Here is a 13,267-nt window from a genome sequence, read left to right on the forward strand (position 1 = left end):
CCCAAATATGTCGGGGGGATCGCGCCACAGGCGCGATGGGGGCAGAGCCCCCTCCCCGCTCTCAGACCTGCAGAACCGAACTGACCAGCAGCTGCGTATAGCCATGCTGCGGATCATCTAGCACCTGGTCGGTCAGCCCGGCCTCCACCACGCGCCCGCCCTGCATCACCATCAGCCGGTCCGCCAGCAGCCGCACCACCGCAAGATCGTGGGTCACGATGATGGCCGACAGGCCCATCTCGCGCACGAGGCCCCGCAACAGGTCCAGCAGCCGCGCCTGAACGCTGACATCAAGGCCCCCGGTGGGCTCGTCCATGAACACCAGCCGCGGCCCCGTCACCAGGTTGCGCGCGATCTGCAACCGCTGCCGCATCCCCCCCGAAAACGCCGAGGGCCGGTCATCGACCCGGTCGGCGGCAATCTCGACCCGGCCCAGCCAGTCCACCGCCTGCGCCCGGATCGCCCCGTAGCGACGCGCGCCCATGCCCATCAGCCGCTCGCCCACATTGCCGCCGGCACTGACGTTCATCCGCAGCCCCTCATGGGCATGCTGATGCACGAAGGCCCAGTCCGAGCGTTTCAGCCGCCGCCGCGCCGGCTCGTCCAGCGTCACCGTATCGACCATCCCCTCGCCCATGTCGTAAAGCACCCGCCCGCCATCCGGCGCCAGCTGTCCGGCCAGGCAGTTCAGCAGCGTGGTCTTGCCCGATCCGCTCTCCCCGACGATCCCCATGACCTCCCCGGGCCAGAGATCAAAGCTCACGCCCCCGCAGCCCAGCCGCGCGCCATAGCGCTTTTCCAGCCCCTCGACCCGCAGCAGCGGCCCTTCCGTCCTGTCCCTCATGCGCTCTCTCCCAGCCGCCCGACATGGCCCGCAGCCCGCCGTTCCCCGCAGAAATCGGTGTCCGAACAGACGAACATCCGCCCCCCCGCATCATCGGTGATCACCTCGTCCAGATAGCTGTCCCCGGCCCCGCACAGATCGCAGGCATGGGGCGCCCGCGCCGCCTCGAACGGGTAATCCTCGAAATCGAGGCTCACCACCTCCGTCCAGGGCGGCAATGCGTAGATCCGCTGCTCCCGGCCCGCGCCGAACAGCTGGATCGCCGCCATCGAAAGCTTGGGGTTGTCGAATTTCGGGATCGGAGAGGGATCCATCACGTAGCGCCCCTCCACCTTCACCGGATAGGCATAGCTGGTGGCAATCTCGCCGTGGCGCGAAATATCCTCGTACAGCTTCACATGCATCAGCCCGTATTCCTCCAGCGCATGCATCTTCCGCGTCTCGATCTCTGAGGGTTCCAGAAAGCGCAGGGGCTCGGGAATCGGCACCTGGTAGACCAGGATCTGCCCCTCCTCCAGCGCCCGCTCGGGGATGCGGTGGCGGGTCTGGATCACCGTGGCCTGCGCCGTCGCCTCGCTCACCGCGACCCCGGCGACCTTCTGGAAGAAGCGCCGGATCGAGACCGCGTTGGTGGTGTCATCGGCCCCCTGGTCGATCACCTTCAGCACATCCTCGGGCACCAGCACGGCGGCACTCACCTGCACGCCCCCGGTGCCCCAGCCGTAGGGCATCGGCATTTCCCGGCTGGCAAAGGGCACCTGGTAGCCCGGCACCGCCAGCGCCTTCAGCAACGCCCGCCGGATCATCCGCTTGGTCTGCTCATCGAGATAGGCAAAGTTATAGGCGCTCATCGCGGCCCCCCTTCGCAGCGGGGATCCGCCCCCGCCATTTTCTTGTTCCAAATACCTCCGCCGGAGGCACCGGCGCCTGCGCCGGTCTCATTCCGCCGCCGCCTGCGCATCTGCCTGAGCACCCGCCCGCACCTCCGCCCCCGCAGCCCGGCGCAGCTTGCGCACCAGCTCCAGCTCGGACTGGAAATCGACGTAATGTGGCAGCTTGATATGCTCCAGGAACCCGGTCGCCTGGATGTTGTCGCAATGCGAAAGCACGAATTCCTCGTCCTGCGCCGGGGCGCCCTTCCAGTCCTCGCCCAGCTCCCGCCAGCGCAGCGCCCGGTCCACCAGCGCCATGGAGATCGCCTTGCGCTCGCTCTGCCCGAAGACCAGCCCGTAGCCGCGGGTGAACTGCGCAGGCGCGCTTTTCGAGCCGGTGAACTGGTTCACCGTCTCGCATTCGCTCAACTCCAGCTCGCCGATCTCCACGGCAAAGCCCAGCTCGGGGATCTCGACCTCGACCGCCAGGGCGCCGATGCGCAGCTCGGCCACGAAGGGGTGGTTCTTGGCATAGCCCCGCTGGGTCGAATAGGCCATCGAGAGCACGAAGCCCTCATCGCCCCGCGCCAGTGCCTGCAAGCGCAGCGCCCGCTCCGCCGGCAGTTCCAGCGGCGCGCGGGTCAGATCGCCCGGCACCGCCTCGCAGGGTGGCTCGGGCTGGATCAGCCCCTCGGCATCCAGGAAGCCGGTGACCCGGGGCATCGCGCAGGGATCGGCCTCGGCGGGGACGGCGGGCCGGTCCAGCCCCTCGGCCTCCAGCGCAAAATCCAGCAGCCGGTGGGTATAGTCGAAGGTCGGCCCCAGCACCTGCCCGCCCGGCAGATCCTTGTAGGTGGCCGAGATCCGGCGATCGCAGCGCATCGCCCCGGTGTCGAGCGGGCGCGAGGCCGCAAAGCGCGGCAGCGTCGTGCGATAGGCGCGGATCAGGAAGATCGCCTCGATCAGGTCGCCGCGCGCCTGCTTGATCGCCAGCGCCGCAAGGTCCGGATCAAAGAGAGAGCCCTCGGCCATCACCCGGTTCACCGCCAGCGCCAGCTGCTCGCGGATCTGCGCCACCGACAGCTCGGCCACCGACGGATCGCCCCGCCGCGCCTCGGCCAGCCAGTCATGGGCCTGGTCGATGGCCTTTTCGCCCCCCTTTACAGCCACATACATCAGGAACCCTCCATCCGGATCCGGGTCGACCGGGGCAGCGCCCAAAGGCTGTCCGCACGCGTGAAATAGGCATCCCACCCCAGCGGGAAGCGCGCCGCATTGGCGCGGAAAGCTTCGGGCATCGGCAGTTCTGCCGCGCGGGCCTCGCGCAGGCCCGGGCCGCTCAGGCGCACCGGGTGGGCCGACGCCCAGCCATCGATGATCAGCGTCGCCGAACGGTCGGGATATTCGGGCACCCCCACGGCGAAATCCGACAGCGGCGCCAGCGCCTCGGCGGTGCCAAGCGCGAAGACGGCCGCCACCCGCGTCTCCACCAGCGGCGCCCCGGTGTGGAACCGCAGCCAGTCCCGCATCGCGGCGCTGTCATGGGCCCCGGCCAGAAAGACCGGCGTCTCGGGATCGCAGAGCACCAGCAGCAGCGTCGCCGCCGCCGGGCTGCAGGGCGCCGGAGCCCGAGCCACCTCGCCCAGTTGCTGAAGCTGCCCGGGCCGGGCCATCGCCTCCAGCGCCGCACGGAAGGCCCGTGCCGCCTGGCGGGGGGCGTCGTCGAAACCGCCGCCCAGGGTTTCCGTCGTGCTCTCCATCAGTCCTCTCCCCGTACCATGGTGAAGAAATCGACCCGGGTGGCATCAGCCTTCGCGGCCCGCAGCCGGGCGCGCTGCGCCTCGGCCTGCGCCAGCGGCGCCAGCAGCGCCGCCCGCAGCCCCGCAGCGCCCGCGCCCTGCATCCCGGCATCGACCCGGGCCGCGATCTCGGCCTTCTCTCGGTCGCGGCCCTGCACCATCGCATGACCGACCGCACCGCTTTCCAGCCGCAGCGCACAGCGCGTCACCGTCATTTCCCCAAGGTTGAAGGGCGCGCCGGTGCCCCCCGTGCGCCCGCGCACCATCACCGTGCCCACCTCGGGCGGGCGCAGCCAGGCAAAGCCCTCCGCCCCTCCGGCCGCCTGCCAGAGCCGCTTCAGCTCTGCCGCCGGCGCCCGGGCCAGAAGGCCCATCCAGCCCTGCCGCTCTGCCTGTTCCGTCATCTCGACACCTTGACCGATTTGTCTAAATTACTATACAACTAGACAAATCGTTACCCCCCTTGCCCGAGTCGCACAATCCCGCAGTGGTGAAATTTCCATGACAAACGCCCCCCGCAAGACGCCGCTCTGGCAATCCATCGCCAAAGCCCTGACCGCCGACATCGCCGAGGGGCGCTACCGCCCCGGCGACCGCCTGCCCACCGAGGCCGAGCTGTCCGCGCGTTTCGGGGTCAACCGCCACACCGTCCGGCGCGGCCTCGCGGTGCTCTCGGAGCAGGGCATGATCCACGCCCGCCGCGGCGCCGGGGTCTTCGTTGCGCTCAGCCCCACCGATTATCCGCTGGGCAGGCGGGTGCGCTTTCACCAGAACATCCGCGCCGCCGGGCGCCTGCCCGCCCGCCAGCTGCTGCTGACCGATACCCGCAAGGCCGATGCCGCCGAAGCCCGTCACCTGGGCCTGCCCCCCGGCGCGCCGGTGCTGGCAACCGAAGGCATCTCGCTGGCCGATGGCCAGCCGATCGCGCTGTTCCGCTCGGTCTTTCCCGGCGATCGCTTCCCGGGCCTTGCCCAAAGCCTGGCCGAGGTCCCCTCGATCACTGCGGCCCTGAAGCGCCATGGGGTGACCGACTATACCCGCGCCTGGACTCGTGCCGATGCGCGCCGCGCCGATGCCACCCAGGCCCTGCACCTGCACCTGCGCGAAGGCGACCCGCTGCTGCGCACGACCTCCCTCAACGTCGATCCGCAGGGGCAGCCGGTGGAATATGGCCGCACCTGGTTTGCCGGCGAACGCGTCACCCTCACCCTGGGCGGCCCGGAGGACTGAGCGCCCTGTCGTCCCGAAAATCTGCAACAAGTGAAAGGGATACCGTCACGCCGGCGATACAAAGCCCGGTTAGACCTGCGGCAACCAGACCGAGCAGAGCCATGCCCAGCCCGACCGCCCCCTTCCTGCCCGCCCTGCGCCTGACCGGCGCCCAGGTCCTGCGCGACGGCGCCCTGCGTCCGGACAGCATCGGCCTTGCCGAAGAGCGGCTGAGCGATGCCCCCCTGCCCTCGGTCGACCTGAGCGGATACCTGGTGCTGCCGGGCATCATCGACCTGCACGGCGACGCTTTCGAACGCCAGGTCGCGCCCCGCCCCTCGGCCCCCTTCCCGCTGGAGATGGCCCTGCGTGCCACCGATGCCGAGGCCGCCGCCAACGGCGTCACCACCGCCTGGCTGGCCCAGAGCTGGAGCTGGGAGGGCGGCGCGCGCGGCCCCGATTTCGCGGAGCGGATGATGGAGGCGCTTTCCGCCTACCGGCCCCATGCCCGCACCGACCTGCGCCTGCAGATCCGCTGCGAGACCCATACCGTCGGCACCGAAGCGCGCCTGCTGGCAGCCCTCGGTCGCCATGGCATCGACTACGTGATCTTCAACAACCACCTGGAGGAAGCCGCCCAGGTTGCGGCCTCGCGCCCCGACCTGCTGCTGGGCTGGGCACAGAAGGCCGGACGCACCCCCCAGGACCATCTGCGTCTGATCCGCGAGGCCCGCACCCAGTCCCGGGAGGTGCCCCGCTATCTCTGCCGTCTGGCCGGCCATTTCGACAGCCTCGGGATCACCTACGGCTCGCATGACGATCCCGATGGCGAAACCCGCGAGACCTTCTCGATGATCGGCGCCAAGATCTGCGAATTCCCCACCGCCCGCCCGGCAGCCGCCCTTGCCCATGCGGTCGGAGACCCGATCCTGATGGGTGCCCCCAACGTGGTGCGCGGCGGCTCGCAATCGGGCAACATTGCCGCGGCAGAGCTGATCCGCGCCGGCCTCTGCGATGCGCTGGTCTCGGATTACCACTACCCCGCCCTGGCCGCCGCCGCCTTCCGGCTGGCCGATGACGGCCTGCTGCCCCTGGCCCGCGCCTGGGAGATGATCTCGACCCGCCCGGCCCAGATCCTGTCGCTCACCGATCGCGGGCACATCGCGCCCGGGCTGCGCGCCGATCTGGTGATCCTCGATGCCGCAACCCGCCGCATCGAGGCCACGATCAGCGCCGGACGCATCGCCCACATGACGGGCCCCGTCGCCGCCCGCTTCCTCGCCGCGACGCCGGAGGTCCGGCTGGCCGCCGAATAGCCCGACCCCTCATTTTCTTGTTCCAAATACCTCGGGGGAGTCAGCCGCAGGCTGACGGGGGCAGCGCCCCCGCACGCTCAGCCATCCACTCCCTCAGCCATCCGCGCCCTCGTAGCGCTCCAGGAAGGCCGGCGCCGAAAGCGCCCGGAAATCCTCCAGTGCCGCGCGCAGCCGGGCATGATCCCAGTCCCACCAGCCAAGCGCGATCAGCCGTTCGGCAATCACTTCGGGCTGGCGGCGGCGCAGCACCCGCACCGGCGTGCCCGCGACGATCACGTAGGGCGCGACATCCTTCGTCACCACCGCCCCGGCGGCCACCACCGCGCCATGGCCGAGGCGCACCCCCGGCTTCACCATCGCGCCGTGACCGATCCAGCAGTCATGGCCGATCACCGCGCGCCGCGACCGCCGATGCGCGAAGAAGGCGGCATCCTCCTGCGCATCGTCCCAGTAATCGGCCGAGCGGTAGAGGAAATGATGGCAGGCGGCAGTCTCCAGCGGGTGATCCGTGGCGCCGATCCGGGTGAAGGCGGCGATATTGGCGAACTTTCCGATCTCTGCATTGGCGATATCGGCATAGCGGTCGCAATAGCTGTAGTCGTCCAGCGCGGAATGGCTGATCCGGCTGCCCTCTCCGACCTCGCAATAGGCGCCGAAGCGCGCGCCGGTGAGGGAAACCCCGGGATGCAGGAACGGGGCTTCGGCGGTCAGGCGGGGCATGAGCGGGCTTTCCTGTGACAGCTGTTTCGACGCCTCCGGCGGAGGTATTTTGAACAAGAAAATGGCAGGCCGTGCGCTCAGGGGGCGGCAGGGGCGCCCTTGATGAGCTTGCGGCGCAGCCAGCCCGAAAGGCTGTCCATGGCGAAGACCGTCAGGATCACCAGGGTGATGTAGTAGGTCACCTCTTCCCAGTCCTTGGTCGTGATCATCGCCTGGGTTAGCAGCAGGCCGATGCCGCCGCCGGTGATCGCGCCGATCACCGTGGCGCTGCGGGTGTTGCTTTCGAAGAAGTAGAGCACCTGGCTGAGCAGCACCGGGATCACCTGGGGCAGCACCCCGAAGCGGTAGCGCTGCACCGGGTTGGCGCCCGTGGAGCGGATCCCCTCGATCTGCTTGCCGTCGACGTTTTCCAGCGCCTCGGAGAACAGCTTGCCGAAGGAGCCGGTGTCGGTCAGCAGGATCGCCAGCGCCCCGGTCAGCGGACCGGGGCCGAAGGCGCGGGCCAGAACGATGGTCCAGATCAGCGCATCCACCCCGCGGCAGAGATCGAAGAGGCGGCGGAAAAACTGGCGCACCAGCACCAGCGGCGTGAAGTTGCGCGCCGCAAGGAAGGCCAGCGGCAGCGCCACGAGGGCCGCGCCGAAGGTGCCGAGGAAGGCCATCATCACCGTCTCGCAGAGCGCCCAGGCGACATCGGCGTGGCGCCACATGGCATTGTGCCAGAAGTCGTGCCAGATCTGCGGCGCTTCGCCGTTCAGCGCATGGGACAGCAGCTGCGCCGGACCCATGCCGTGATAGGGGCTGTCGAGGGTGAAGAAGAACAGCTCCCAGCCCAGGGAATAGCGGAACACCTCGGTGCGGTTGCGGGTGATCGTGATCTTGCCGCCGGGGGCATTGATCGTCACCCGGTTGCGGGAGGCATTGATCCAGTCGGGTCGCGCGCCTTCGGGGAAGGTCGCCTGAACGCCGCCGCTGCCGGGGGTGGCGCGGATGGTGCCGTAGTCGGGCAGCGCGACCTCCACGTGATCGGGGAAGTAGCGGACAGTTTCGCCCCGGCGCAGGGTGATCGTCGTCACGCCGTCGCTCTGGGCCACCCAGTCGGGGTGCTGGCCTTCCGGGTACTGGCCCTTGCGCTCTCCCTCGATGGCGAAGGTGACGGCGCCGCTGCGGTTGTCGCGGGTGGCATGGGTCTTGTAGCTGTAGATGTCGCGCACCAGGGTGGCGCCGTTTTCGGGGCTGGCGCTGCGCAGCAGGCCGGGAATGTCGAAGGCGAACAGCGCATAGGCCAGGTAGGCCAGCACCAGCAGCGGCAGGCCAAAGGCCTGGGCCTGCTTGCGGCGCAACAGGCGGCGGGCCTGGCCGCGCAGATCGGGGTTGGTGGTGGCAAGCGTCATGCGAAGATCCCCCGTTGGCGGCCATGGGTCAGCAGGTCGCGCAGCCAGCCCGACAGCTGGTCCACCGCGACGATGGTCAGGAACAGCATCAGGAAGATCGCCGCCGCCGCATCGAACCGCCCCTGCCCCCAGGAAATCGCATTCTTCAGCTCGTAGCCGATGCCGCCGGCACCGACGAAGCCCAGGATGGCAGAGGCGCGGATGTTGATCTCGAACCGGATCAGCGCGTAGCTGAGGTAGTTGGGTGCCACCTGCGGCATCACCCCCAGCACCATGCGCTGCCCCCAGCTGGCCCCGACCGAGGTCAGCCCCTCGACCGGCTTCAGGGAGGCGTTCTCATTCACCTCGGAGAAGAGCTTGCCCAGGGCTCCGACGGTGTGGAAGGCGATGGCGATCATCGCCGGCACCGGGCCGCCGCCCAGAACGAAGATCAGGATCAGCGCGATGACGATCTCGGGGACCGCGCGCATCACGTCCATGATCCGGCGGAACAGCGGAATGAGGCGCGGCCAGGGCGCCAGCCCCTGGGTCGCCAACATCGACAGCAGCGTGCCCAGGATCGCCCCGAACAGCGTCGAGACGGCGGCGATGTTCACCGTTTCCAGCAGGGTCGGGAAATATTCGACGATATGGCCCGGCAGGGCGGCGCGCTTTTCCCAGGCCTCCGACAGGACAGAGGCCGGGAAATCGAAGAGCCGGTGCAGCCCGCCCCAGAAACCGCCGGCGTTGCGTTCATCCACCACGACGAAGCCCGAGGCCATCAGCGCCACGAAAAGCGCCAGCATCAGCGCGGAGTAAAGCCTCTTGCGGCGCAGCATCGCCATGTAATCGGCGTGCAGCAGGGCGCTTTGGGGAAAGTCCTGGGTCATCGGATCTCGCTTCGGCGGAACGGAACGGGGCGGCCTTGCGAAGGGCCGCCCCGGGGTGTCAGGACAGGATCAGCTGCCGATCTTCGATTTGCGTGCGGCGATGATCGAGGTGTAGGCATCGAGCGTGATCGGGGTGAAACCCTTGCTCTCGCCGCCGACAACGCCGTAGGCGCAATCCGCATCGGTCTCGTAGAGATTGTCCATCATGTCGGTCATCTTGGCGCGCACGTCCTCGGGCAGCGCGTTGCGCAGCACCACGGGGCCGTTCGGGATCAGCTTGGAGCGCCAGATCTCGACCAGGTCGTTCATGTCCACAAGGCCCGCGTCCACGGCCTTGCGCAGCGCGCCGTTGTTGTAGCCGTCTTCCCAGTTGCCCATGCCGTCGGCCCAGGTGACGCCCGCATCCACATCGCCGTTGTTGACCGCGACAATGGTCTGCTCATGCCCGCCGGTGAAGACGACCTTGCCGAAGAAATCGCCGTCCTGCATCGAATGGCCGGTCACTTCGGGGATCTCGATCGAGGGGATCAGGTAGCCCGAGGTCGAGTTCGGATCGCCAAAGCCGAATTCCTTGCCCTTGAGGTCCATCAGGGATTTCACGCCGCTGTCCTTGCGGGCAAAGCCGATGGAGTAGTAGCCGGTGGACCCATCGGGGTTTTCCGTGGTCAGCACCGGGGTCACGGCATTCGGGTCTTCCAGGTAGATCTTGGCAAAGCCCGAGGCGCCGAGGACGGCCATGTCGATGGTGCCGCCCAGCAGGCCCTGGATGACGCCGTCGTAATCGGCGGGGGTGAAGACCTTCACCGGCACGCCCAGGGCCTTCTCGGTGTAATCGACGAGGCACTGGTTGTTGGCGATGCGGTCCTGAGCGTTCTCGCCGCCCAGGATCCCGATGCGGAATTCCTGGATGTCGGCGGCGCTGGCGGCGCCGGCAAGGGCGGTGGTGGCCAGGGCGGCCGCGATCAGTTTCTTCATGGTGTCAGCTCCCGAAATGGCCCCGCGTTTGCTCCCCCGGGGCGCTGTGAAACAGGCTCAGGCGGGAACGGGGCGTCCGGTGCCCCGCTCAAGCGCCGCGATCTCGGTCGAGGTGGCCTCTTCCGAGAAACTTGCATCCGCGCCGTAGATCTCGCGCGCGATCTGAAGGGTCAGCTGGGCGGGGGTGCCGTCGAAGACGATGCGCCCGTCGCGCATCCCCACCACCCGGTCGCAGTAGCGCCGCGCGGTATCCAGCGTGTGCAGGTTGGCGATGACCATGCGACCGTCTTCCTCGTGGATGCGGCGCAGGGTCTGCATGACCACCTGCGCGTTCATCGGATCGAGAGAGGCGATGGGCTCATCCGCCAGGATGATCTTCGGGTCCTGCATCAGCGCGCGGGCGATGGCAACGCGCTGCTGCTGGCCGCCCGAAAGCGCCTCGGCGCGCTTGGGCGCATGTTCGGCAATGCCGAGACGTTCGAGGATGTCGATGGCGCGGTAGATGTCGGCCTGCGGATAGAGGTTGAACAGCGAGGCCAGCGTCGAGCGCCGGTTCAGCGTGCCGTGCAGCACGTTCGAAACCACGTCCATCCGCGGCACCAGGTTGAACTGCTGGAAGATCATCGCGCAGTCGGCCTGCCAGGCCCGCTTCGCCCGCCCCTCCAGCCCGGAGACCTGCCGGCCCTCGAAATGGATCGTGCCGCTGCTGGCCTCCTCCAGCCGGTTCAGCATCCGCAGCAGCGTCGACTTGCCCGCGCCCGAGCGTCCGATGACGCCGATCATCATCGGGCGCTCCACCTGCAGCGTGGCCCGGTCCACCGCGGTGTTGCGGCCGAATGTCTTGGTCAGTTGCTCGATGCGCAGCACGTCTCATCCCTTCGCTTCTGAGCGGGGGATAGGCGGGGCTGCCGACGAAAATGTATCGGAGGCGCGAAAGTTTTGTGACGCGGGCCGATCCGGAGACCGGTGCGTCTTAAGACAACGGCAACAGGTCCTTCCTATTTTCCAAGCCTGACCGCTGTCCATCCGAACGGCCCGATCCGCAAAGCGCGGCGCCACGAGGGAAGAGATACAGCCGGGGCAGAACAGCCCCCAGCCGTCGCTTTTCCGAAGGAGGTTCCCGATGCGATTAGACACCACCGCCGGTCCGGATCCCGGCGCCCTGCCGGGCTCTTTCCCTGGCGGGGACCTCGGCCAGTACTGCCTGGCCGTGGCACTCTGCCCGATGCCGGCGCTGCTGTGCGACCCCGAGGGGCTGATCCTGGCCGCCAACCCGCTGCTGGAACGGATGCTGGGCTACGACGAAAGCGGCCTGTCCGGCCTGTCCGTCACCGCGCTGATCCCCGAACCCCAGCGCGAGGGGCACGCCGCCCTGATGCAGGCCTTCCACCAGCTGCCGCGCCGGCGCAGCATGAACGGCGGCGCAGAGGTGTCGGTGCGCCGCCGGGATGGCGCCCTGCTGCCGGTGGAGGTGCTGCTGAACCCGGTGCAGGTGGACCAGCGGGCGCTGACCTTCACCGCCTTCCTCGACACATCGGCCCGCCGGCGCGCAGAGCGGCGGCTGCGCGACGTGCTGAACGCCGCCGCCACCGCGATGATCCTGGTGGACGAGACCGGGAGAATCCGCCTGGTGAATGCCGCCGCCTGCACCCTGCTCGGCGGTCCCGAGGAGGCGCTGCTGGAGCACAGCGTCGATCACTTCCTGCCTCCCGATCTGCACGCGGCGCACCGGGTGCACCGGGCCAATTACCACATCGCCTCCAGCCCGCGGGCCATGGCGATGAACCGGCCGCTGAAGGTGGTCGGGCTCGACGGGGTGGAACGCCCGGTCAACATCGCCCTGCGCCCGGTCGAGACCGAAAGCGGCCAGCGCGTGGTGGCGACGATCTACGACCTGAGCGAGACATTTTCCTACCAGCAGGAGCTGAAATCCCGCGCCGACGGGCTGGCCGCCCTGAACGAGGAGCTGACCCAGTTCGCCTATTCCGCCAGCCACGACCTGCGGGCGCCGCTGGCCACGATCAGCGGGCTGCTGGATCTCTGCCTGGAGGACCTGGAGGCCGGCGACACCGCCGAATGCCGCCGCAACATCCACGCCGCGCTGGAGACCAGCCAGCGCAACATCCACAAGGTCGAGGCCGTGCTGACCCTGGCCCGCGCCGGGATGCAGGAGGTCCCGGTCGAACGGATGGAGCTGGACGAGGCCGTGGCCGGCGCCTGGTCCCGGCTGACCCGGGATCGCGCCGATGCGCCGGGCTTCGTGATCGACTGCGACGGGCCGGTCGCCCTGATGACCGAGCGACGCACCCTGCTGACCGCAATCGAGAACCTGCTCAGCAATGCGCTGCGTTTCCATGATCCGGAGCGCGATGCGCCCTGGGTGGCGGTCCGGATCCGCACCCGCGCCCGCAAGGTCTCGATCTGCGTCAGCGACAATGGCCTGGGCATTCCCGACACCGAACAGCCCCGGGTCTTCGAAATGTTCCGCCGCTCCGCCCGCAGCGAGGGGCACGGTCTGGGCCTGTCGCTGGTCATGAAACATGTCCGGCGCCTTGGCGGCCTGGTCAGCCTCTCCAGCAGCCCGTCGGGAACCGACGTGATCCTGAGCTTTGATGACATGGAGGTCCTGTCTTGATCCCTACCTACATCGTGGACGACGTGGAGTCGGACCGCTACATCGCCCGCCGCCGGCTGTCGAAGACCGGCCTCTTCGGGCCGGTCCAGGAAGCCCCCGGCGGGTCGGAATTCCTTGATCTCTACTTCGCCGGGACGGATGCCGAAGCCCCGCCGCCGCTGATCCTGATGGATATCAACATGCCCGAGCTTTCAGGGTTCGAGACCCTGGAGGCGCTGCGCCTGCGGCTGGCCGGCGATCCCGGCACAGGCGCCCGCAACCAGGTCGTCGCGGTCTTCTCCTCCTCAGACAACGAACGCGACATCGAGCGCTCTTCGGCCCTTGGCATCGTGCAGCATTTCTTCACCAAGCCGCTGGACGACGCCGCCATTGCCGAGATTCTGGAAACCTACCGGGCCAGCGGCGCGCTCTAGGGCCGCCGCTCTTCCCAGACTGCCACCACCTCTCCTGCGGACCTGTCCCAAACAGAAAACCGCCCGGGGGGGGGGGCGGTTCGGAACCGCCACGGGCGGTCCAAGGACGTCCATGGCCAAGCCGCTCGATACACCTCCGGATCCTTTCGGCGGGACGGTTGGCCCTTTCCCCAAGACACTTATCCCCGGGCACTCCGCAGACGCCCGGGAACCGGCCCAGC

Annotated in this window: 14 protein-coding genes; 4 read left to right on the forward strand and 10 right to left on the reverse strand. The window is 68.6% G+C overall.

The window, feature by feature from the left end:
• Window positions 1-61: 61 nt before the first annotated feature.
• The 5 genes from phnK to phnG form a co-directional block, all read right to left on the reverse strand.
• Entirely contained in the window at window positions 62-844 is a 783-nt protein-coding gene (gene phnK / locus KM176_RS00615) for a phosphonate C-P lyase system protein PhnK (protein ID WP_160891677.1), read from the reverse strand.
• A complete protein-coding gene (locus KM176_RS00620) occupies window positions 841-1,695 on the reverse strand; it encodes an alpha-D-ribose 1-methylphosphonate 5-phosphate C-P-lyase PhnJ (RefSeq protein WP_160891679.1) in 855 nt (284 codons plus the stop codon). Before KM176_RS00620 ends, phnK begins: the two co-directional genes overlap by 4 nt.
• Window positions 1,696-1,782: 87 nt before the next feature.
• Window positions 1,783-2,892: a carbon-phosphorus lyase complex subunit PhnI gene (locus KM176_RS00625; protein WP_160891681.1), complete on the reverse strand. Its 1,110-nt coding sequence runs from the start codon at window positions 2,890-2,892 to the stop codon at window positions 1,783-1,785.
• Complete coding sequence (gene phnH, locus KM176_RS00630; protein ID WP_160891683.1) at window positions 2,892-3,476, reverse strand: phosphonate C-P lyase system protein PhnH; 585 nt, start codon at window positions 3,474-3,476, stop codon at window positions 2,892-2,894. Before phnH ends, KM176_RS00625 begins: the two co-directional genes overlap by 1 nt.
• On the reverse strand, window positions 3,476-3,919 hold the full coding sequence (gene phnG / locus KM176_RS00635; RefSeq protein WP_160891685.1) for a phosphonate C-P lyase system protein PhnG: 444 nt from the start codon (window positions 3,917-3,919) through the stop codon (window positions 3,476-3,478). The genes phnH and phnG overlap by 1 nt, the downstream gene beginning before the upstream one ends.
• A gap of 97 nt (window positions 3,920-4,016) precedes the next feature.
• Between phnG and phnF the strand changes: the two genes are divergently transcribed.
• Both phnF and KM176_RS00645 read left to right on the forward strand, forming a co-directional pair.
• Complete coding sequence (gene phnF, locus KM176_RS00640) at window positions 4,017-4,745, forward strand: phosphonate metabolism transcriptional regulator PhnF (RefSeq protein WP_160891687.1); 729 nt, start codon at window positions 4,017-4,019, stop codon at window positions 4,743-4,745.
• A gap of 101 nt (window positions 4,746-4,846) precedes the next feature.
• Window positions 4,847-6,040, forward strand: coding sequence for an alpha-D-ribose 1-methylphosphonate 5-triphosphate diphosphatase (locus tag KM176_RS00645; RefSeq protein WP_160891689.1), 1,194 nt, complete (start codon window positions 4,847-4,849; stop codon window positions 6,038-6,040).
• 93 nt (window positions 6,041-6,133) lie between these two features.
• Here KM176_RS00645 and KM176_RS00650 read toward each other — a convergent pair whose 3' ends face one another.
• From KM176_RS00650 to phnC, 5 genes are all read right to left on the reverse strand, one after another.
• Complete coding sequence (locus KM176_RS00650) at window positions 6,134-6,760, reverse strand: DapH/DapD/GlmU-related protein (RefSeq protein WP_160891691.1); 627 nt, start codon at window positions 6,758-6,760, stop codon at window positions 6,134-6,136.
• 77 nt (window positions 6,761-6,837) lie between these two features.
• The gene (phnE, locus tag KM176_RS00655; RefSeq protein ID WP_160891694.1) at window positions 6,838-8,154 is read right to left on the reverse strand and encodes a phosphonate ABC transporter, permease protein PhnE; all 1,317 of its coding nucleotides are present in this window, start codon (window positions 8,152-8,154) and stop codon (window positions 6,838-6,840) included.
• On the reverse strand, window positions 8,151-9,023 hold the full coding sequence (phnE, locus tag KM176_RS00660) for a phosphonate ABC transporter, permease protein PhnE (RefSeq protein ID WP_160891696.1): 873 nt from the start codon (window positions 9,021-9,023) through the stop codon (window positions 8,151-8,153). Before phnE (KM176_RS00660) ends, phnE (KM176_RS00655) begins: the two co-directional genes overlap by 4 nt.
• Before the next feature lie 69 nt (window positions 9,024-9,092).
• Window positions 9,093-9,998, reverse strand: a complete 906-nt coding sequence (gene phnD / locus KM176_RS00665) for a phosphonate ABC transporter substrate-binding protein (protein WP_160891698.1) — start codon at window positions 9,996-9,998, stop codon at window positions 9,093-9,095.
• Between the two features lie 57 nt (window positions 9,999-10,055).
• A complete protein-coding gene (phnC, locus tag KM176_RS00670) occupies window positions 10,056-10,865 on the reverse strand; it encodes a phosphonate ABC transporter ATP-binding protein (RefSeq protein WP_160891700.1) in 810 nt (269 codons plus the stop codon).
• A 256-nt stretch (window positions 10,866-11,121) separates the two neighbouring features.
• Between phnC and KM176_RS00675 the strand changes: the two genes are divergently transcribed.
• Both KM176_RS00675 and KM176_RS00680 read left to right on the forward strand, forming a co-directional pair.
• Window positions 11,122-12,633, forward strand: a complete 1,512-nt coding sequence (locus KM176_RS00675) for a sensor histidine kinase (RefSeq protein ID WP_160891702.1) — start codon at window positions 11,122-11,124, stop codon at window positions 12,631-12,633.
• Entirely contained in the window at window positions 12,630-13,046 is a 417-nt protein-coding gene (locus tag KM176_RS00680; RefSeq protein ID WP_160891704.1) for a response regulator, read from the forward strand. The genes KM176_RS00675 and KM176_RS00680 overlap by 4 nt, the downstream gene beginning before the upstream one ends.
• Window positions 13,047-13,267 lie beyond the last annotated feature (221 nt).

The organism is Pseudooceanicola endophyticus (assembly GCF_018760365.1).
Classification (GTDB): Bacteria; Pseudomonadota; Alphaproteobacteria; order Rhodobacterales; family Rhodobacteraceae; genus Pseudooceanicola; species Pseudooceanicola endophyticus.

Coding starts and splice junctions, on each gene's coding strand:
- phnK (WP_160891677.1), bottom strand. CDS start 844: ATGAGGGACAGGACGGAAGGGCCGCTGCTGCGGGTCGAGGGGCTGGAA.
- KM176_RS00620 (WP_160891679.1), bottom strand. CDS start 1,695: ATGAGCGCCTATAACTTTGCCTATCTCGATGAGCAGACCAAGCGGATG.
- KM176_RS00625 (WP_160891681.1), bottom strand. CDS start 2,892: ATGTATGTGGCTGTAAAGGGGGGCGAAAAGGCCATCGACCAGGCCCAT.
- phnH (WP_160891683.1), bottom strand. CDS start 3,476: ATGGAGAGCACGACGGAAACCCTGGGCGGCGGTTTCGACGACGCCCCC.
- phnG (WP_160891685.1), bottom strand. CDS start 3,919: ATGACGGAACAGGCAGAGCGGCAGGGCTGGATGGGCCTTCTGGCCCGG.
- phnF (WP_160891687.1), top strand. CDS start 4,017: ATGACAAACGCCCCCCGCAAGACGCCGCTCTGGCAATCCATCGCCAAA.
- KM176_RS00645 (WP_160891689.1), top strand. CDS start 4,847: ATGCCCAGCCCGACCGCCCCCTTCCTGCCCGCCCTGCGCCTGACCGGC.
- KM176_RS00650 (WP_160891691.1), bottom strand. CDS start 6,760: ATGCCCCGCCTGACCGCCGAAGCCCCGTTCCTGCATCCCGGGGTTTCC.
- phnE (WP_160891694.1), bottom strand. CDS start 8,154: ATGACGCTTGCCACCACCAACCCCGATCTGCGCGGCCAGGCCCGCCGC.
- phnE (WP_160891696.1), bottom strand. CDS start 9,023: ATGACCCAGGACTTTCCCCAAAGCGCCCTGCTGCACGCCGATTACATG.
- phnD (WP_160891698.1), bottom strand. CDS start 9,998: ATGAAGAAACTGATCGCGGCCGCCCTGGCCACCACCGCCCTTGCCGGC.
- KM176_RS00675 (WP_160891702.1), top strand. CDS start 11,122: ATGCGATTAGACACCACCGCCGGTCCGGATCCCGGCGCCCTGCCGGGC.